The sequence below is a fragment of the Anabaena sp. WA102 genome (assembly GCF_001277295.1).
GTDB lineage: Bacteria > Cyanobacteriota > Cyanobacteriia > Cyanobacteriales > Nostocaceae > Dolichospermum > Dolichospermum heterosporum.
This window is the reverse complement of record NZ_CP011456.1, coordinates 1,756,746-1,776,831: the sequence shown is the minus strand read 5'-3', so window position 1 is coordinate 1,776,831 and position 20,086 is coordinate 1,756,746. Positions and strand designations below refer to the sequence as shown.

The 20,086-nt window shown below is 40.4% G+C and carries 16 protein-coding genes; 4 read left to right on the top strand and 12 right to left on the bottom strand.

Going from position 1 to position 20,086, the window contains the following annotated elements; translation table 11 throughout:
• Positions 1-76: 76 nt before the first annotated feature.
• From gmk to hetZ, 5 genes are all read right to left on the bottom strand, one after another.
• Positions 77-673 (bottom strand): guanylate kinase, encoded by a 597-nt coding sequence (gmk, locus tag AA650_RS07700; protein WP_053538575.1) that lies wholly within the window; start codon positions 671-673, stop codon positions 77-79.
• Between the two features lie 265 nt (positions 674-938).
• On the bottom strand, positions 939-1,205 hold the full coding sequence (gene remA, locus AA650_RS07695) for an extracellular matrix/biofilm regulator RemA (RefSeq protein WP_015080662.1): 267 nt from the start codon (positions 1,203-1,205) through the stop codon (positions 939-941).
• 542 nt (positions 1,206-1,747) lie between these two features.
• Positions 1,748-4,069 (bottom strand): transglutaminase TgpA family protein, encoded by a 2,322-nt coding sequence (locus AA650_RS07690; RefSeq protein WP_199924400.1) that lies wholly within the window; start codon positions 4,067-4,069, stop codon positions 1,748-1,750.
• Between the two features lie 345 nt (positions 4,070-4,414).
• Complete coding sequence (locus AA650_RS07685; protein WP_234413338.1) at positions 4,415-5,191, bottom strand: PatU; 777 nt, start codon at positions 5,189-5,191, stop codon at positions 4,415-4,417.
• 194 nt (positions 5,192-5,385) lie between these two features.
• Complete coding sequence (gene hetZ, locus AA650_RS07680; protein ID WP_053538573.1) at positions 5,386-6,573, bottom strand: heterocyst differentiation protein HetZ; 1,188 nt, start codon at positions 6,571-6,573, stop codon at positions 5,386-5,388.
• Between the two features lie 213 nt (positions 6,574-6,786).
• Between hetZ and AA650_RS07675 the strand changes: the two genes are divergently transcribed.
• Entirely contained in the window at positions 6,787-7,260 is a 474-nt protein-coding gene (locus AA650_RS07675) for a hypothetical protein (protein ID WP_053538572.1), read from the top strand.
• Between the two features lie 186 nt (positions 7,261-7,446).
• Here the strand turns inward: AA650_RS07675 and sds are convergent, their stop codons facing one another.
• A complete protein-coding gene (sds, locus tag AA650_RS07670; protein ID WP_053538571.1) occupies positions 7,447-8,418 on the bottom strand; it encodes a solanesyl diphosphate synthase in 972 nt (323 codons plus the stop codon).
• An 834-nt stretch (positions 8,419-9,252) separates the two neighbouring features.
• On the opposite strand from sds, the gene AA650_RS07665 reads away from it, so the two are divergent.
• A complete protein-coding gene (locus AA650_RS07665) occupies positions 9,253-9,450 on the top strand; it encodes a hypothetical protein (RefSeq protein ID WP_053538570.1) in 198 nt (65 codons plus the stop codon).
• A 357-nt stretch (positions 9,451-9,807) separates the two neighbouring features.
• On the opposite strand, the gene murI is transcribed toward AA650_RS07665, so the two are convergent.
• From murI to AA650_RS07650, 3 genes are all read right to left on the bottom strand, one after another.
• A complete protein-coding gene (murI, locus tag AA650_RS07660) occupies positions 9,808-10,653 on the bottom strand; it encodes a glutamate racemase (RefSeq protein ID WP_053538569.1) in 846 nt (281 codons plus the stop codon).
• Positions 10,654-11,049: 396 nt separating this feature from the next.
• A complete protein-coding gene (locus tag AA650_RS07655) occupies positions 11,050-12,915 on the bottom strand; it encodes an N-acetylmuramoyl-L-alanine amidase (protein WP_053538568.1) in 1,866 nt (621 codons plus the stop codon).
• Between the two features lie 241 nt (positions 12,916-13,156).
• Positions 13,157-14,998 carry an N-acetylmuramoyl-L-alanine amidase gene (locus tag AA650_RS07650; protein WP_053538567.1) on the bottom strand — a complete coding sequence of 614 codons (1,842 nt, stop codon included), beginning with the start codon at positions 14,996-14,998 and terminating at the stop codon, positions 13,157-13,159.
• Between the two features lie 34 nt (positions 14,999-15,032).
• Between AA650_RS07650 and AA650_RS27685 the strand changes: the two genes are divergently transcribed.
• Entirely contained in the window at positions 15,033-15,179 is a 147-nt protein-coding gene (locus AA650_RS27685) for a hypothetical protein (RefSeq protein ID WP_199924399.1), read from the top strand.
• A gap of 239 nt (positions 15,180-15,418) precedes the next feature.
• On the opposite strand, the gene AA650_RS07645 is transcribed toward AA650_RS27685, so the two are convergent.
• A complete protein-coding gene (locus AA650_RS07645; protein ID WP_039202542.1) occupies positions 15,419-16,831 on the bottom strand; it encodes a cation:proton antiporter in 1,413 nt (470 codons plus the stop codon).
• 174 nt (positions 16,832-17,005) lie between these two features.
• On the opposite strand from AA650_RS07645, the gene AA650_RS07640 reads away from it, so the two are divergent.
• Positions 17,006-17,428: a DUF29 family protein gene (locus AA650_RS07640; RefSeq protein WP_027402276.1), complete on the top strand. Its 423-nt coding sequence runs from the start codon at positions 17,006-17,008 to the stop codon at positions 17,426-17,428.
• A 233-nt stretch (positions 17,429-17,661) separates the two neighbouring features.
• Here the strand turns inward: AA650_RS07640 and AA650_RS07635 are convergent, their stop codons facing one another.
• Both AA650_RS07635 and AA650_RS07630 read right to left on the bottom strand, forming a co-directional pair.
• Complete coding sequence (locus AA650_RS07635) at positions 17,662-19,254, bottom strand: 2-isopropylmalate synthase (RefSeq protein ID WP_027402275.1); 1,593 nt, start codon at positions 19,252-19,254, stop codon at positions 17,662-17,664.
• A gap of 212 nt (positions 19,255-19,466) precedes the next feature.
• The gene (locus tag AA650_RS07630; protein ID WP_027402274.1) at positions 19,467-19,988 is read right to left on the bottom strand and encodes a LabA-like NYN domain-containing protein; all 522 of its coding nucleotides are present in this window, start codon (positions 19,986-19,988) and stop codon (positions 19,467-19,469) included.
• Positions 19,989-20,086: the final 98 nt, after the last annotated feature.

Sequence of the window (20,086 nt, the reverse complement as noted above, 5' to 3'; positions counted from 1 at the left end):
AAGAGGCAAGAGGGAACAGGCAAGAGGGAGAATTTGTTTACCAATCACCCATTACCCATTACCCATTACCAGATATTTATTCAAAAATCGCCTTCTCTATTTCCTTTACAGCTTGCTCAAAATCATCATTGATAATTTTTATATCAAATTCGTTAGCAGCGACAATTTCCTCTTCAGCACGTTGCAAACGAAGAGAAATAGCCTCTTCCGCATCTTGTCCGCGCCCGCGTATCCGCTTTTCTAATTCTGCAAATGAAGGTGGTAAAATAAAGATACTGAGAGCGCTAGGAAAGGTATGACGAATTTGTCTTGCTCCTGCTAACTCAATTTCTAGCACCACCAACTTACCAGCTTGAACGTGATTCAGCACAGCCTCACGGGGTGTACCATAACAGTTACCAGCAAATTCTGCCCATTCTAAAAATTCGCCTTGAGTAACTAACTGTTCAAACTGACTCCGACTAATAAAGTGATAGTTTTTACCATTGATTTCTCCCGGACGGGGAGAACGAGTCGTTGCAGATACTGAATAATGCAATTCTGGATAACGCCGGAGAATTTCATTCATTAATGTACCTTTGCCGACTCCACTCGGACCGGTTAAAACAATTAGTTTGCCCAGAGGCAGACATTCTTTCGTATTTGCACCATTATGGGTAGGTAAGACTTGCATTATCCGTGAAAAGAGTGAATTAATAAATACAAATGATTCCTTAGTCTTGTGTTAGCGACTAAAATAACTAATACCATTTTGAACTTGGGACTTGAGATGGTTAAATACCTGTGGTATAAGCTTTTGCGCCAGTATTTCTCATCCTCACTCTTCAAAATAGCATCAAGACTAAAGAATTTGTAGCACTGGTGACAGAAATCCAGTCTATTCATATCCTACAGCCGATATGGTACAAATAGAATTGGGTTGATAATTATGCCGATGATTAATTATCTACAACATGATGATCACGAGAAATGACAAACCGATTGGCTACTGTTTCTGGCTGAATCGCGGAGAGAATAACATGACTAGAATCAGTAATAATCACTGCCCTAGTCCGTCTTCCATAGGTAGCATCAACTAATTGACCTCTATCCCTAGCATCGGTAATAATCCGTTTAATGGGAGCAGATTCTGGACTAACGATGGCAACGACTCTGTTGGCAGAGACGATATTACCAAAACCGATATTGATTAATTGAATTTCCATAAAAAAGATTTCAGCTAAACGAAAAATGAAAAGCTCGTAGTAAACTTATTCCCATGTTATCGCTAAAGAATGGTAGTTACAACGATTTAAACCACGTTAGCCAGAGTTTTTTCATAATTAATGCTTTTTTTAGCTGTATTATCCGCTAAATCTCCTAAAAATATTCCCTATGATATATGCAGAATTGTAGGGACAGAACCTATGCACTCCTCATTCAGCAGGTATTTTAAGATAAAAAATCAGGCGTTGCTGATTAAGAGTATGATTTTATTATGCCTACGGCACGCTGCGCGAACACGCAGAGGCGCTCCAGTCGCAGAGAGTAAGAGTTTCATTTTTTTTGATTTTTCAATTTCATACCTCAATTCAGCAACGCCAAAAATCATATCGGAGACAAAATAACCTGCCCTTAAAAATACTTTGAGTATATTTACTTATACTAAATGTGGGTAAAAACCCTGAAATAACATATTTATAGGGTATTTGTTGAATTTACATTTCGTTACATATATTCATTGTTTAACGCCAACTTATTTATTTTTTTATTTGGAAGTCTTTAATGCTTGCCATTTTTGTTGTAATTGCTGGTAGTTGGGAGTATGTCCACCATAACGCCAACTCACATAAGCATGACAGATTTCATCTATCACCTCAGCTATTTCTGGAGAATGGTGTTGGTATGCAAGCTGGGCATATTCTAGGGGTGTTTGACTAGGATGCTTACCTAAACCCTTGTTGGCAGTCCATTGTAGCATTTGTTGGTACAGTCTTTCCATAGGCGGTAATTTCTTTAACCAACGCAAGTTAAGCCACTTCCGCCATTGTCCCCAACCCAGCCAAGCGAAGAAAGCGGCGATTGTCCCCACGATTAAGCCGGTTAATATTCCTAACCAACCTTTAGTAAATAAACTTAAGAACCAAGCTACCCCTTGGAATAACCAGCTAAATATCGTCCCAAACACAGTATTTAAAATAGCTGTAATTGGTGAAGGTAACCAACCAGCTATCCAATTCCAAAATTGACGCAGCACACTAAAAGTTTGATCTTCTTCGATAGAAGGGGGAATCAAAGGATGTCCAGGAATTGGATCAAAGGTAAACCAGCCATACTTGGGGAAATAAACTTCTGTCATCGCATAGGCATCTGTATTGCGGACAACATACATCCCCGTAAACGGATTAAATTCTCCTGGGGCAAATCCCGCCACTAGCCGTGATGGAATACCTACAGAACGTAGCATAATCGTTAATACAGTGGAAAAATGGTCGGGATAACCACCTTTATTTTTGAATAAAAAGCTTTCTACTAAATCATCCTTTTCATCCAAATAAGGCAAGTCCAAGGGATTGGTGGGTAGGGTGTAATTTTGTTTGACATACTGGGCTAAATAAAGAGCTTTTTCGTAAGCCGAATCTAGGCTTTTAGTCCCTGGAGAACGGGAAACCCTTTGTTGATCATAACTAGCCAGTGCTTCTTCGGTTCGTTTTCGGACTTTATCGGCAATTTTTGGTGGGATTTGCAGATAATACTGTTTAATATTAGTTGGGTATTTAGTTGAGGCTTTAACCAATAAAGAGCGATCGCGGTAAGGGACATCTGAAACAACTGTATATGTTAGCCCTTCTGACAACTGCACTGGCGCACGTAAACCATCTTCCTGATCAATGGCTATGGCTGGAGTGGGAAAATACAAACCTTTGGGATAGGACATCGCTGGAATCAGGTTAGGCAATTCCGACACCAAATTGTAAGTTTGCACCACCTCTTTGGTGAGAGTCGTGAATGGTGGAGGATCAATAGAAATGCGTGCAGTCCAAGGTGATTGTCTGAGAGTGGTAACTTGATCATTACGGGAAATATTCCAACCTTTGCCTGTGTAATTGTCAAAGGCTAGAACGCGCCAAAAACCTTCAGCTTGCGATCGCACCCGCATCACCACCTTGGGTTTCATCTCTCCCCGCAGATTTTGGTTCATCTCGCTATTAAAACCGTAATAAAAATTATTATCTAATTTTCCTGGTTCACCAGCCATTCCTGAGCCTCTACCACTATCATTACCACTACCTTGACCATTACCCTTACCTTCACGGACATAACCGGGATTAATAATACTCCTGCCTGTAAAATTATCTGGGACTTTCAGCGGCGCACTTACAGGAAAAGACCTCAGTTGATAACCAGGAAACCGAGGCAAAATAGCAAAAATCCCCAGTCCCAAAGCCACAATCACCAAAAAATTTAAAATTAGAACCTTAAAATTGAAATTAGGATTATTCTTTTTGGCAGATTTTTCCGAAGTTGATGGCTTGAACCCTAGACGAGATCGGTAATCCAGCACTAAAGTGGGGAGAGCGATCGCTAAAAACAACAGCAACACAGGCGCAAAAGCCATAGTTTGGCTCAAAGTCGCCGCCACACCCACCAAAATCAACCCAATTACAATCGAATAGCCCAAATCCTTCCGCCGAGGCGTATCAAAGCTATGTAATACTTGCAATTGAATCAATAACTCCGCCAAACTTAGCCGAGTATCATTCCAATTACCAATAAACCGCCCAAAAAAAGCCCCCAAAGCCAACAACATTCCAATCGCAATACAAAACTGGATCGGAATATTAGAATCACGACGACGGTAATAACTCCACCACGTTCCCACCACAGTCAGTGGAACAGTCCACAGACTAAATTGAGTCTCACCAGCAATATCCGTAGCCACAATCCCCAAAATTACCAGTACCATCACTAGCGCTCGCAAAGGAATCGAATCTTCCACTTCTTTGACTGGCGATTTTCCTCTAGTTGGTTGCCACTGCTTACCTAACGGTAAACGCCAAAACCGATTAATCCTAGACAAATTAAACATTTTCAAATAAGCAAAGCTATGATGTAGACGCTGCGGATACTATACTAGGTAGAAAACTATCATCTCGTTTTCAACTTCCCCCCTATCCTAGCTTCAGACTCCCTGAGAGTACAAGTATCCCGCTCATAGCTAAATATTGAATTGATCTTGTTGATTGCAAAGAGAACTAAGTTTTAAAACCAGGAAATTCAGCAAGATTATGATCCATTAGTTGCCATTAGACATCTCCAGAAATTAAAGATGCTTGACCTGAAACCCTTGTAGAGACGTTCCATAGAATGTCTCTAGCATCTTTTTTAGAGATGTCTATTGCTCCCATCTAACTCCTAGATAGGCAATATTACCTTAGATTTTCACCTGAATAGCCAACAACAAAGGCTGTTGATCTAATTCAGGGAACTCCACTGCCAAAGTATAAATTGGCTGATTTCTATCAATTTGTAACTCTACAACTGGTATTTCTGAAGTCTCAGATTTCACAAATTCTTGAGTATCATTACCCTGGAGTTGTAAAATCCCCGGCGTAGGTAATTCACCCTGAACCGTCAACTTGATGAATTTACCTAAATTCCGTAATTCTACTCGAATACTCAAAGTCCCCACCGTAGTGAGCCATTGTTTCTCTACCAGTGGCTGAGTCAATGAAATTGGCAAAGTTAAATTTTCCAACAACTGCTTGGCTGCCATTAAAGACAAAGCCATTTGTTGACGTGGCAATAAATCAAAATAATCACTCTCAACATCAGCCGTAGCTGTCAAAGTATCAGCAGAACGATAAGAGCTTCTCAGGACTAACCCAGCCAAATCATTAATAGCTTGAGCATCTGTAGGGAACATACTTTCTACCACCTGAACTAACTTAGCTCCCAGAGGTAAAGAAGATGTCAATAACACCTGACATTTTTCTAGCAATTGCCAAAAAACTTTTTCAGGCAAAGGAATAGGCAAATTTAGCTTAGATTGGTGGACAGTCCACCCCCAAACAGGAACTAAACCCAGAGATTGTTCTTCTACACAGTCGGGATACTCCATTGATTGTGTTTCCCAAGGGAACAACGGCGGATTTTTTTCTACTTGGTCTTGTAAACGACGTTTAAGAATAGCTTGAAAACGTTCTTGCACAGTAGGAATTTCTCCCAATTGAAAGGTTTGGGGCTTTTCTTATCAATCTGAGTTCACCAATAATTTGGCTACCATCTTGAAATGAATATCTACCCCGTCAATTTCCTCACATTATAACAAGCTATACCCGTAAGTGTTGAAGTTATGATTTTTCAATACCCAAGCAAGTTGATCATTTTGTGAAGATTCACAAGTCACCATTCATGGGTAGATGCACTAGATCCGGACACTAAAGAATTCCGAATTTCCCAAGCTTGTTCTAAAATCTTCAACCAACGTTTCTGTAATTGTGCCATTGACAGGCCTAATATCTTAGATATTTGCTCGTCAGGTTTTCCTTGCTGCTTCAAATCTAAGATAGACTTTTGTTTATCATCTAGTTGTGCCAGATAAGTTTTCCATTGAATCGGAGTTAAACCCAAATTAGTGGGTAAAGAAACTTCCAACCACTCATGAACCAATTCCCAACGATGTAAAAGAGCAAACCGAATTAAATGATATTTAAACCGTTGCTGTAAGTAATCACGCTGCCGAGATGTTAAACCTAAAATTGACTCAATCTCTGGTGCTGATAAATCTTGAAGACGCAAAGCAAAGTAATCAGCACAGTCAGATTGTTCTTTTTCTTCTAAATAATCTATTAATTCAGTAATCACAACCGAGCGCAGGGTATCTTCTTCTGGTTCGGGCTGCATAGCCATAGCCGAGCGCAATTGATGGATAGCTGGTTCTTCCCAAGAACCGTCAAACTCACCACTACCACCCTCTGATGCCTGTTCTATATCTACACTTGTTTCTAAAGGCTGTTGCTTGGAAAAAGTTTGCGCCCGCAAAATAATTAGCTGTTGCTGCCTTCCGGGGAGTGGAATCCGACGTTTACCATATCGTTCGGTAAATGCCATGTATTCTCCCAATTCTAAAAGAGTCTGGGGGCGATAGGTCGGAGCTAATTGGTTTTCCCTTCTAAAAGCATTTAAAGCCTCCAAATAAAAACTCTGGAGAAAATCTTCAATGATAGTCAACCGCCCTTGATAGCTTAATTGCTTGTGAGGGGGATTAATATAACGATAAACAATAGCACTCAGTGTGCTGTGTAATTCTATCCTTCCACGACTTGAACCTAACTGATAGTATCGAATACACTGTTGTAACCGATGTTTAGCTAGGCTCATGGCTGAACTTTCTACAGACCCGGAAGTTTGAATGCGTTTACTTTCATTGCAAATTCGCAGAACTTCGTTAGTAATTCTCACCGACACATCGTGACAATTTTGCTCCGAAGCCTTAGTTGACTGTTGAAGTTCCCTAAATAGGAATTGAAAGATGACCTCCACGCTGATAGAAATTTTCCCCTGATTAGTTGCGATTGCTGTTGAATTCATAGTCCCAGTTCTCAAAAAGACCCTAACATACTTTGGACACGACTTGTTAGACTTTGGATAATAGTTTCATGGTTGTTGTGTACAAGTCAAACGCAAACCAATTTACAGTGAGGATATGTGGCATAAGCAGATTGAACTTGACAAATCCCAATTTAGTGGGATATTTTCTTGCTCATGTTTTAGCCATTATCCAAAAGTCATTTACAAATCATGATGGATTTAGAAGCACAAATTCAATTGCTGATAGACAATGCACCCCAGGATGGCGTGACACCAAAGATTATGGTATCAATCGCCCCTGTATTAGTCGCCATTGCCCAAAAGTTAAACCACTACCAATACTTTATTCTCCAAAATTCTGAGCAAGATTGGGTTTTAACTACATTGAGCAATCGCGCAAATCCAGGAATAGAAAAGCAAGTTATTTACGCTTTCCCTACCATACAAGATGTTTCCCTAATCTCAGATGCTGGGCGTGACCCTCACTTGCTGCCAACCCTCATGGATGTTACTCAAATTTTATTCCAATTGGTAGCTTTGAAACCAGTACACAGCATAGTTTTTATAGAAACACCAGGAAATTTAACCAATACTGTAGAAGTGCGGCGTTCTGAGCTAGAAAAGCTGATCCAGCAACAATTACAGCAATTTAAAGCCCAAAAAACAGTTCCTCCCAATATTGCCTAACTAAATTTGGGATTTAGGAAATTTAATATCCACAATCCCAAATCTTAAATCGCCCTCAATTTTGCTTAGTAGTTGTAGGGTGCGTCAGACTGTATAAATCCTGCAAATAAACAGATTGTTGATATCTGACGCACCCTACCAATGTTCCAGTTGCGTAAGTCCTGCTTAAATCGCCTTAACTTTTTTTTAGTAGAGCCGACTTAGTACATAGTCGGTCAAATTCATCAGTGCTTCACGTGATGCTGATGGTTCTAAAACACCAATAGACTCGGTGGCTAACCTAGCATGGTGAGCAGCTAATTCTCTCGCCCTTTGGATACCTCTACTATCATGGACTAGTGCCAGTGCTTGCTCTAAATCCCCTGCCTGGGCAAACTCTCGTTCAATCAGGACTTCTAAGTAGGGTTTTTCTTCTAAAGCAAATAAAACTGGTGCTGTCAGGTTGCCACTTTTGAGGTCAGAACCCGCTGGTTTACCCAGGGTGTCTGTTGAACTGGTGAAATCAAGAATATCATCTACTATTTGAAAGGAAAGACCTAGATGGCGACCATAACTGTACAAGTGTTCGGCAGTTTCTAGGGATGTTTCACTAATTAATCCAGCAGCCTTAGAACTGTTGGCAATTAATGAGGCTGTTTTGTAATAGCTTTTTTGCAGGTACGTTTCTGTAGAAAGACTAGCATCAAAACGATTTAACCCTTGTTGGATTTCTCCAGCGGCTAAGTCCATAATTACTTCAGAAAGCAGTTTAACAACATCCAAATTATTTAGATTTGCTAAATACCAAGACGATTGTGCAAAGAGAAAATCCCCTGCAAGCACAGCAATGCGATTACCAAACAAACTATGTACAGTCGGTACACCGCGACGAACATTTGATTCATCTACTACATCATCATGGACTAGACTGGCTGTGTGAATCATTTCTGTAATTTCTGCCAGTCGTCGGTGACGCGGGGTAATATCTTCTTCGAGCATGGTTGCCCGCGATATAAGTAGCACTATTGCAGGTCTGATTCGCTTCCCCCCAGCACCGAATAAATGTTCGGCTGCGGCATAGAGAATGGGGTGGCGATTTCCAACTAGCTGTTTAAGGTTATCTGCTAGTATTTGCAGGTCTGCTTCCACAGGGGTAAACAGGGAGGTGGCTGGGGTCATGGATGGGCGGACTCTGACTTAGGTTACGAAAGTTTACATATTCTTTAATTTTAAGATAACCCAGTGTCAGCGCAAAGTTTTCCTTCAGCAAGATGATTTTTAATATCTATTGCGTTATTCACACATTAGATTATGAATGTGTTATAATCGGAGGCTATCTTAAGGTTAAATAGTTCTTGCTAAATTTGTTAATTAATAAATTGCGTAGTAACGAAAACTTTGATGTCAATAAAATAACACACATTGACGGTAACTTCAAGTTGACGGTTAGCAATGAAAAATTTTTAAATTTAGTCCAGAAATTAGCTTCAAATTCAGGTTGGCTGTGTTAGGCTAATACCTAGAGATATTAAGTTTTTCAGATTATTCACTTCCAGCGTAAAACCATCATTCAGTGATTTTACGTGATAGCGTTGTGAGTATAAAATAACTCGTCGCCAAAGAGAAAATAGGAATAATCCCTAAATTCTAGGCAATAACCATGCCTTTTGAGTTGAATTGTGCTTTTCCAGTTATGGAACTAACTCAACGTATTCAACGCACGTTGAGTCTTAGCGTACATTTATTTAAATTGGTGTGAGGTCAATAACACAGGCTGGGTAGACTGCTGATAAGCGCGGTTAGAGTTTGCTGCCGAGCAAAATTGCTGCTGTCGGATGTATAGCCTGGGAAAGTTGATATTAAAGAAAATAAATTGATTGACCAGAGAAAATTAGTTTTCGCCTGGAATGTTTTGTATAGCTAACTACATTTATCAAGGTGTGCTTGATTAATTGAGTTCTGCTGGTTCTGTATGCAATTTTATATTCCCTAGTAATTAAAGATGGTGGAACAATGATTTACAGAAATATGCCTATGATGATATTTACTTTAGCTGCTGGCTATTTGTTTAGTGTATATTTGTTATTGGCTTTAGCAAAGCGAGCAAGCAAAAGAAATGTTTCTCAAAGCGGATCTGATTCTGGACAGGATAAATATAAGCAGCAACGGGAATTAACTACAAATGTAACTCAAGCTGTCAATAGTCAATGAAAGCAACTTGTAGGGAGCAGTACCGCAAGGCGGAAGTCAAAAGTCAAAAGTCAAAAGTCAAAACGAAGACAGCATAGGCTTTTTGATGATTTAGAATGGTTTGTTTACGCCGTGTTGTAGTAGGGTAAAGAGGAGATAAATATCTTTGTTTGCTTCTGACTAGTGGTCTGTCAAATTTATTTTGACGGGTAATGATCGGAAAAAACTTCTGTTCTTCCCTCCCCTACCTCCCCTACCTCCCCTACCTCCCCTACCCCCCCTACCTCCCCTACCTCTCTTCTCCCCCTGCTTGCCTTCACCCGTCATTTTCGGGTTGACAGACTAATAGTTTTTGGGCGCAGGCCCTACTTCTGGGCTTTAAGAGAGGACGGTATCAGCAAAACATACTTGTTCTACCATTGGAGTATAGCCTAACCATTGTAAGCTAGATTGGGTAAATTGCTGGGAACAACCGCTGACAGCGAAGCGGGTAGGCATTGGTGGATGAGTATTCTTGATCCCTAGTATATCTAATTCTTGAGAGCAAGCGGCGGCGACATGAACTGCTGGGTCAATTAGCTTGACTTGCTGGGGAAGGAGCGATCGCAAGATGGGCGACAAATGGGGATAATGGGTACAACCATAAACTAAAGTATCTATTTCTTTCTGAATCAAAGGTTCTAGATAAGTTTTGGCTATTTCAATGGTATAGGGGTCGTGAATACGATTTTGTTCAATGAGTGGGACAAATTCTGGGCAACTGACTTGCCAGACTTGGACATTAGATTGAATTTCTAAAATGGCTTGACGATAGGCGTTGCTTTGAGCCGTAGCTGGAGTAGCAATGACACCAATCCGTTGTCCTTGTTGGACTGCTGCCTTTGCACCTGGTAGAATCACCCCTAAAATCGGGAAATTAAACTCTTGACGGACTATATCTAATGCCAGAGCCGAACTGGTGTTACAAGCCATAATTGCCATTTTCACCCGTTGCTGCTGCATCCAATGGAGGATTTCTCGGACAAATTGTAGTATTTCTGCTTGGGAACGAATACCATAAGGAAGACGGGCTGTGTCCCCTACATAAATAATTGATTCATTGGGAAGTTGTTGATAAATTTGTCGCAATACGGTTAGTCCACCAACTCCACTGTCAAATACCCCAATCGGAGCGCGTTGAGGTTCTTGGGGGGAAAAAGTATCAAAAATAGAAGATGAATACACAGCAAATATTAATTTTGATTTTGACACTCTCCGGTCTAAAGACGCGGAGATTCTATAGAGAGTTTCAGTCTATATCCCTCAGTTATCCCAGTTTCAGGCAGGGTTCCTTAAATATTTGGGTTCTTGCCCTGATTTCGTTTGCCCTGGCGGGCGAAATCATATCTGACAAGCGTAACTTTCCGAGAGTCCCGCGGTAGCTTTTTATGTCTTTAGTGACAATTTAATTGTATCACGAATATTGAAGGCAATCAATTCGCCCGTGTGCGTTTTCCCCTTCGGACTGAAGACCCGAAGCTCCCAACGCTACCGCGTTCCTCTTGTGGTTAGTAGTCAGTGGTCAGTGGTCAGTAGTCAAGAAAAAACAAAGAACAACTGACAAAGAACAACTGACGATAATTATCTTTGTTTTAAATAATTCAGAATACCACTAGCTATGCCCTCAGCCATACGACTTTGGTATTCTGGTGATCCTAAACGGGGATTATCTTCCCGACCAGTCATATAGCCTGTTTCTACTAAAATAGCAGGCATAGTATTTTTTCTCAGCACATAAAATCTAGCTTTACGAGTGCCTCGATTCTTGAGGGTACTAATATTTTGGAGAATGGCTTGTCGCACAGTATCAGCTAAAGCATAACCACTGTCGTAATAATAGACTTCTAAACCATTGACATCAGACCGATTATCCACAGAATTAGCATGAATACTGACAAATAAAGTTGCATTAACACGCTTGGCTATATCCACCCTTCCTTGCAGTTCCACAAAAAAGTCAGCATCTCGCGTGAGGACAACTTGGATACCATTTTGTTCTAAAATTGTTGCCAGTTTGGTACTAATGGGTAGAACAACATCCTTTTCTAGTAAACCACCCAGTCCAGGAGCGCCAGAATCTTTACCACCATGTCCAGGATCAATAACTACTAAAACTTTGCCATTAGGAACTGGTAGACGGGGCTGAGGTCTTGTTTGCGGAGGTGGTGTACTAGAACCTGGAGGATCTTGTGATCCAGGAAATCCAGGTGGTATAATTGGAGGACGTTGAGCGCGGAGATTAGTTTGTAATTGTAGCGCCAATAATTGAGACGTAACTTGACTTAGTGCGCCAAAGCTAACGCCAGATGCAGGTTGAACAAGAACAATTACGGTATTGTCAGACTGGGGTTGGAGACGGACTTTAAGAATCGGGCTATTGTTAGTAAAATCCGGACCTTGGACCTGATTAGCTAATTTAGCATTGGTAATGGTAATGCGAAATAGACCTGAGCTTCTATCCCAGCCGGTGGTGGCAGATATGGCTTGGTCTGCTCTAATTAATAATTGTGTGCCATTGCCACCGAGTTCTACAGATTGAATAATTGCGGGGGAATCACTCGGTGATGGTGCGGATGATTGGTTATTCTCAGGTAATTTAGCTAAACGATCTGGGATGACGACAAAACCACTGTCACCACTAGCTAATGCTTGCCAATTGGGACTGGCACTATCTAACTGTAAGGTCATGCGAACAGCAGATGGACTGCTGGACAGTTGGCTAAATTGGACACGACGGACTCCATAGTGATTAATCACTAGATTCCGTTGTCCCATATTTGGTGATAGGGCTGCGCCAATGATATCAATATTAACAGAGCGATTATCTTGACTGCGATTGATTTGCAGTTGAGGATTTCCACCACTGGTACTAATAAAAAACCCATCTCTTGTAACTCGCAATTTATCAATTTGCACTACCCCTGGGATGGTTTCTCGATTAGATGGAGTAATTCGGTTGGTAGTGACTACGTTGTAAATACTTCTGGGGTCTATTGTTGGTTCAGATGATTTATCGGATGTTGGGGGTAATGATGGTTCTCCAGTTTGCCCAGAAGCAATTTCTGGTTGTGGTAATTCTACTATCCAACGTTTGCCATTGGTGGGAACAAATTTAACTTGCTTGGGGTTGAAGGTGTAACCAGGGGCTAGTTCGATCACTAAGCGTGTTGTTTGGTCATCAAATTGACCGACGCGAATAGTGCGGATTTTGCTGCCAATTTGTTGGGTTACGGACGGACGACCAAGTTCTGTTCCTGGTAAGTCAATTACTAAGCGTGTGGGGTTAAAAATGAGTTGGGCTTGGGGTTGGACTGGGCTAGATGTGTTGATTTCTAAGTGGTTTTGATTAGTATCAAACCGCCAAGATTCTAATTTCGCGGCAAAAGCGGGCGAAGATAGGATGAAGACCGTTCCAAAAGTGCTAGGTATTAACCAATGTAGTTTCACAATCCTTTCTCCTGATTCCTATTGATGGGATTTGTCAATATCTCGACTTATGGGGTAATCTTCAGACCATCACCGCTGCAAATTTAACTTTGTGCAAGTAAAAGATTTTGGTGTTGGTAGTAAGACACGGCTAATGGCGTAGGATTGTAGCATACAATCGGTTTAGTATTACCATTTAGTCAACAAGTTCATTTCTCTAGCATTGGTAATAAATCAGATAACAGGTGATAAGAGTGACTATTTATCTTGATTTTAAATACTGAAGTATGCCTTGGGCGATCGCATCGGCCATTTGATTTTGATAAGCTGAAGTTCTCAGTTTGGCAGCATCGTCTCTACCAGTTAAGAAACCGGTTTCTACTAAAATTGAGGGCATAGAAGTTTTGCGAAGAACATAAAATCTAGCTTTCCGCACTTTCCTATCTCTGACATTAAGACTTTGCAGAATTTTACTGTGGACAATTTGAGCGAGTGTTAAACCACTATCGTAATGATAAGTCTCTAAGCCACTAACTTCTGGACGACTCTCACCGGCTGAATTAGCGTGGATACTGACAAATACATCAGCATTAGCCTGTTGTGCCATTGTCACTCGTCCTGGTAGAGTTACAAAATAGTCAGAGTCTCGCGTCATAATTACTTGGATACCGTTTCGTTCCAAAACTTCTGCAATCCTTTTCCCAATTGGTAAAATAACATTTTTTTCCTGGACTCCACCGATACCAATTGCCCCTGAGTCTTTACCACCATGTCCGGGGTCAATTATAACTACTATTTTGCCTTTACGAAGGTCGCGCCTTTGGGTAATTCGTGGTTGTCTGGGTTTGAGGTCAGGTAGTTGTTGTCTGGGTGGTAATAAAGGGGGCAAATTCATGGGTGGTCTAATCTGACGATATCGTTGCAGTTTTAGAACCAGAAGTTTATCTCCCACTTGATTGGGTACACCTAGTGTAACACCTGATGCAGGTTGAATCAAGATAACTACAGTATTTGGCGGTTGTGGTTGCAGACGGAGCTTGATAATAGGACTATTAGCATCAAAAGTAGGGCCTTTGACTTCGGTGGCTAATTTGGCATTGGGAATGGTGATACGGAACAAACCAGAACTTTTATCCCAACCTGTGGTAGCGGATATAACTTGGTCGGCTTTAATTAATAATTGTGTGCCATTGTCAGTAAGTTCTATAGATTCAATTGTCGAAATTGAGCCGTTATTGTTTCTGGTAGGGGGAAAATTCTCATTTTCAGGTGCATTTATCATTCCCCTGGAGGGAAGGATGATTAAACCGCTGCTACTGGAGGTTACTTGCCAGTCAGGACTATTTACATCTACTTTTAACGTCATGCGGACAGATGTTGGTGTTGTTTGCAATTGGGTAAATCCAATATTGTCCACACCGTGTTTATTAACTGCCAAATTTCCTTGTGTTAAATTGGGTGATAAAGTTGCACTAAGAATGTCAATAAATACTGTGTTTTTATCACGGCTTCTCATGATTTTAGTTTGAGGATTACCGCCATTAGTGCGGATAAAAAAGCCATCACCAGTAATTTGCAAATTTTCGAGTTGAATTGTACCTTTATTACTGCTGGCAGTTCTAGTAATTGGTGAAAATTCAGGTTTCGTCTGGGAGTCTATGCCGACTAGATTGTAATTATTATTAGTATTATTATTAGCTGTTGAGTTGGCATCAAGTTCTAATTTTGGTAATTTCACTGTCCAGCGATTAGCACTTTTACCGACAAATTTTACTTGTTGAGGATCTAGAGTATAACCAGGATTTATTTCTAAAACTATTCTTGTTGTTTTTTCATCAAATTGACCAATGCGAATTTCCCGAATTCCTCCGCCTATTTGTTGAGTTAATTGGGAACGTCCAAATTTAACACCTGGTAAATCAATGACTAAGCGAGTGGGATTAAAAACTAATTGTGCTTGTGGTTTGACAGCACCATTTGTATTAATTTCTAATAGATTTTGATGACGATCAAATCGCCAAGATTCTAATTTTGCGGCTAAAGTTGGCGATGATAGCATCAGTACAGTACCAAAGGTAGTAGGTATTAACCATTGTATTTTCACGGTTTTTTCTCCTTAGCTGAATTAATAATTAATAATGAATATAGACACATACAAAAAACACCCACCACTGTCAATTAATGACATAGTTTGGCGGGGTATTCTCTATAATTACTACAAAAATCTTCAATCTGTAAAAACTGGTCTGAAAAAAAATAGGAATACAGAACATTATCAAGGCTAATAGAATGGGAAACAAGGAAAGTTTTATAAAACCAAAAGTAAACCAAAAGTAAATTTAATTAAAGGTAGAAATAATAACCATTTTAAAATTAGAGTGTTTCAAAATTACAGAAGACGGAGATTGGATGAGAGAAGTTTCTTCCAACCTCCTTATATAGTAAATGTGGAAACCACAGCAGAGAAAATTTTCAACTATCTTCTGTGGGATTTACAGCAGAATTTGAGGTGAAATTCAAATTACTAATCATCTTTTGTGGTGATGAGAGATGGTGGTATTTCTACTGCTAATGTTTTGCCAGAATTGCTGTCTAAATTTGTGGCGGCGTTTGATTCTGGAAATACAAATCTCAACAGGGGAGGAGCGATGAATGTGGTAATAATAACCATCATAATAATTGCTGCTCCTAATGGTTTTGAGAGGACACCACTAGCTGCACCGACACCAGCAAATACTAAGCCGACTTCACCTCTGGGAATCATCCCCACACCAATAGCCAAGCGGTTAATCCCCGGTTGACCAAATACTGTTAAGCCTGTCACTACTTTACCGATGATGGCGACTGTAATCAGGAAAGTTGCCATGATTAAGGCTTCTTGATTGGTGGGAATGGCTGGATTTAAGACTCCTAAATCAGTTTTTGCACCGACTGTGACGAAGAAGACGGGAACTAACATATCAGCAATGGGGATAACTTGCTTTTGGAGTTCTTTGCGTTTGTCGGTTTCTTCGAGAACTAACCCGGCGGCAAAAGCCCCAAGAATGGCTTCTAAATGGATGACAGAGGCGAAGTAAGCCATGATTATGGCAAAAATGAAGGCGGGGATGACTAATTCGCCTCTGGTTTTGAGTTGATCGGCGATCGCTACAAATGATTTATTAAAGACATTACCAAAAACTATTGCCCCAATTAAAAAAGCGCTCGCACTAATAATCAAATAAACGACGTTACCGACATCAACTACACCATCTTTGGCTAAACTGGCAACTACCGCCAGGACGATAATTCCCAAGACATCATCAATAACGGCTGCACCAAGAATAATTTGCCCTTCTTTGGAGTTCAACCGTCCTAATTCGGAAAGCACTTTGGACGTAATTCCAATACTAGTTGCTGTCAAAGCTGCACCGGCGAAAATTGCGGGAATAGCGGTGATACCAAATATGGTCATTAATCCCACTGTACCCGCCGCAAAGGGGACTATTACCCCAACTGTAGCCACTACGAAGGCTTGAACACCAACAGCCATGAGGTCTTTGAGGTTGGATTCTAAGCCAATTTCAAACAGAAGGATAATTACACCCAATTCTGATAAAACCGAAACCACCTCGGATTGCGCTGCAAACACCTGGGGTGTGGCTTCTGGGGTTAACCCAGCGGTGAGTTGCAAGAAGGTCATGATTAAGGAATTAGAAGCGTCTGTACCACCTTCTGGGAATACTAACAGATGAAGTACGGAGACACCGATAATTACACCCCCGACAAGTTCACCTAAAACTGCGGGTAAACCGACTTTGTTGGCTAATTCTCCCCCAACTTTGCTGGCAAAGTAAATTACGACTAAGCTTAATAGCACAGCGGCTAATACCATAGAACTGTCTGCGGTTTCTGTGGCTGTGGCTAATATGGGAACAGTTGCACTGATAAGCTGCATTGGTTATGTGAATAACAATTTCTTTATTTTTACCCTTTTTCTGGCAGGAATTTCTAATTAACTAATGTAGGGGTTTTTCTTTTAGATGGTCTTAAGTTTAGAATTTAGAGGGTACTAGCGAAGAAGATCAGCTAAAACAGAAATAAATGATTCATATACAGCGAAAAATCTAATATGGAAGAACTCTTAGAAATTAGACAACTCCTAGAACAAGGAAAAATCAATGAAGCTTTACTATTAGTGGATGAATTAGAAGAAATGAGCCTCAGTGATAAAATCAATAAAATTGATAGTTATGGCGTAATTCTACTGATTCATCTAATCAAACAAAAAGCCGAAAAACGTTCTACCCGTTCTTGGGAACTTTCCATAGAAAATGCAGTGCGGGAAATCAATAAAATTAACAAGCGCCGCAAATCTGGTGGTGTTTACTTGAATCAAAGAGAATTAATGGAAATTCTCCAACAAGGATATCAAGTAGCACTAAAAAGAGCGGCGCTAGAAGCTTATGAGGGACGTTATGAAACAGAAGAATTAGCAGCTATGGTCAATGAACAAGAAGTTTTATCTCAGTCGCTGGAATTAATTCAAAAGTAGTCAAGATTCACAGATCCGTTCTATAAAACTTACCCAAAATTACCAAAGTCTAGACACATCTGGACAGCGATAATCTTAGTGTTTATTTCCTGCTTCATCGCGGTCTTAGAATGACTTCCAATCTTGTTTGCCCGCTCCACAGGCAATCTCGGTAGAACTTACCGTTTCTGACCGTAGTTCCTAAAAAGAACCCCGACTTCTCAAAGAAGTCGGGGATCTAGATATATATGTGCCTATGCTGTGACTTCTTCCTTCACTTCCTGTTGTAATGCTGAAAACAATCTATTTAGTGCATTTACGTAAGCTTGAGCCGATGCTACAATAATATCTGTGTTGGCTGCATGACCAGAAAATACACGGGATTCATGGCGGAGGCGAATTGTTACTTCTCCTAAAGCGTCAATTCCTCCGGTGACAGATTGTACGGAAAACTCAATCAATTCATTCGGTACATTCACTACCCGATTGATGGCTTTGTACACCGCATCTACAGGACCAGTACCAATGGCTGCATCAGTTAATTCTTCTCCGTCGGGAGTGCGGAGTGTTACTGTAGCAGTGGGTTGAGTATTACTACCACAGGAAACCTGTACCAACTCTACCCGGAATAACTCTGGTGCTTGTTGGATTTCGTCGTTGACAATCGCTTCCAAATCCCAATCAGAGATTTCTTTCTTTTTGTCTGCTACTTCTTTGAATTTGACGAAGGCTTTATTCAGTTCTGTTTCTGATGGTTCAAAGCCCAATTCTTTCAAGCGGGTACGAAAAGCATTTCTACCAGAATGTTTACCCAATACTATTTGGTTGTCTGATAAACCAATTAATTGAGCATCCATGATCTCATAAGTGAGTTTGTTTTTCAATACCCCATCTTGATGAATTCCAGATTCATGGGCAAAAGCGTTTGCACCGACAATGGCTTTATTTGGTTGCACCAACATTCCCGTTAAATTGGAAACCAAACGCGAGGTTTTATAGATTTGTTTGGTGTCAATATTGGTGAGTGATGCTTCGGAATTTTCAGCCCGTCCCAAAAAGGGATTAAAATATTGTCTCCGGACGTGCAAAGCCATTACCAACTCTTCTAAAGCTGCATTGCCGGCTCTTTCACCAATGCCATTGATGGTACATTCTAGTTGACGAGCGCCATTTTTGACAGCTTCTAAAAAGTTAGCAACAGCTAAACCTAAATCATTGTGTCCGTGAACGGAAATAATGGCTTTGTCAATGTTGGGGACATTTTCAGTAATGCCTTTAATGATTGCCCCAAATTCGCTGGGGGTGGTGTATCCTACGGTATCAGGAATATTAACAGTTGTGGCTCCAGCAGCGATCGCTCTTTCCAAAACTTCATACAAAAATTCTGGATCAGAGCGTCCCGCATCTTCAGGAGAGAATTCGATATCATCGGTGAAGCTTTTGGCATAGGCTACCATTTCTTCAGCGATCGCCACCACTTCTGGTCTAGTCTTCTTTAACTTATATTGCAGGTGGATATCAGAAGTAGCAATAAAAGTGTGAATTCTCCCTTTAGCAGCAGGTTTGATAGCCTCCGCAGCCGCTTTGATATCATCATGTTTGGCTCTAGCCAAACTACAAATTACCGGACCATTTTCTGTCCCCACAGTTTGGGCAATTTTGCTCACTGCTTCAAAATCTCCAGGACTAGCAAAAGCAAAGCCAGCCTCAATAATATCTACTCCTAAGCGTGCTAATTGTTTAGCAATAACTAGCTTTTCGTCTATGTTGAGAGTTGCTCCAGGACACTGTTCTCCATCACGCAATGTGGTGTCAAAAATGATAATTCTATCGGTTTGCTTGCTCATTAGCTTAACCTCTGTGAGTTTTGAGAGTGGGCTGAATAAAAGAACATTAGGGAATTAGAATTAATCAAATGTGGTTTGATTTGTCAGTCCTAGAGAATTTATAATCATCACCGACTTCTAATTCCTAAATTCTTGCTTGATAAAATAACTGGAACTCTGAAATCAGAGTTTTTAACTTTGAGACTTGTGAATAAATACTAAGCTAAGTTAAGTTAACCGTCAGTTTTTTCTATTCTATCTCTAATATCATTCAAGTCTATATATCTATCAGTAGCATTACGTAATTCTCTGGCAATCATGCCCTCAGTTGATACTACTGTAATATGAGTATTCTTGGAGCGTAATAATTCGATAGCCCTTTCAAAATCACCATCTCCGCTAAATAATACAACTCTGTCATATTGATCTACCGTATTAAACATATCAACGACAATTTCAATATCTAAATTCGCTTTTTGAGAGTAACGACCCGAAGCGTCATCATAATACTCTTTGAGAATTTTCGTGCGGACTGTATATCCCAAGCTGATAAGGGCATCTCGAAAACCTCGTTGGTCTTGAGGGTCTTTTAATCCAGTGTACCAGAAGGCATTGATTAATGTAGTGTCTGACTGTTCGTATTTGAAATATTCTAAAACGCGCCGGGGGTCAAAAAACCAACCATTTTTTTGTTGAGCATAGAACATATTGTTTCCGTCTACAAAAATAGACAGACGATTCATTGGAGAACCCATAAAAATTTACACCTAATAATAGATAAGAATGTTAGAGGGAAGAATAGATTATAGCAATTATCAACTGGTAATTTCGCTAACATCTTTGAGGTACATAA

What these genes read in the sequence shown, in the direction of transcription:
- gmk (WP_053538575.1), bottom strand. Translation starts at nt 673, where the DNA reads ATGCAAGTCTTACCTACCCATAATGGTGCAAATACGAAAGAATGTCTG.
- remA (WP_015080662.1), bottom strand. Translation starts at nt 1,205, where the DNA reads ATGGAAATTCAATTAATCAATATCGGTTTTGGTAATATCGTCTCTGCC.
- AA650_RS07690 (WP_199924400.1), bottom strand. Translation starts at nt 4,069, where the DNA reads ATGTTTAATTTGTCTAGGATTAATCGGTTTTGGCGTTTACCGTTAGGT.
- hetZ (WP_053538573.1), bottom strand. Translation starts at nt 6,573, where the DNA reads ATGAATTCAACAGCAATCGCAACTAATCAGGGGAAAATTTCTATCAGC.
- AA650_RS07675 (WP_053538572.1), top strand. Translation starts at nt 6,787, where the DNA reads ATGGATTTAGAAGCACAAATTCAATTGCTGATAGACAATGCACCCCAG.
- sds (WP_053538571.1), bottom strand. Translation starts at nt 8,418, where the DNA reads ATGACCCCAGCCACCTCCCTGTTTACCCCTGTGGAAGCAGACCTGCAA.
- AA650_RS07665 (WP_053538570.1), top strand. Translation starts at nt 9,253, where the DNA reads ATGATTTACAGAAATATGCCTATGATGATATTTACTTTAGCTGCTGGC.
- AA650_RS27685 (WP_199924399.1), top strand. Translation starts at nt 15,033, where the DNA reads ATGAATATAGACACATACAAAAAACACCCACCACTGTCAATTAATGAC.
- AA650_RS07645 (WP_039202542.1), bottom strand. Translation starts at nt 16,831, where the DNA reads ATGCAGCTTATCAGTGCAACTGTTCCCATATTAGCCACAGCCACAGAA.
- AA650_RS07640 (WP_027402276.1), top strand. Translation starts at nt 17,006, where the DNA reads ATGGAAGAACTCTTAGAAATTAGACAACTCCTAGAACAAGGAAAAATC.
- AA650_RS07635 (WP_027402275.1), bottom strand. Translation starts at nt 19,254, where the DNA reads ATGAGCAAGCAAACCGATAGAATTATCATTTTTGACACCACATTGCGT.
- AA650_RS07630 (WP_027402274.1), bottom strand. Translation starts at nt 19,988, where the DNA reads ATGGGTTCTCCAATGAATCGTCTGTCTATTTTTGTAGACGGAAACAAT.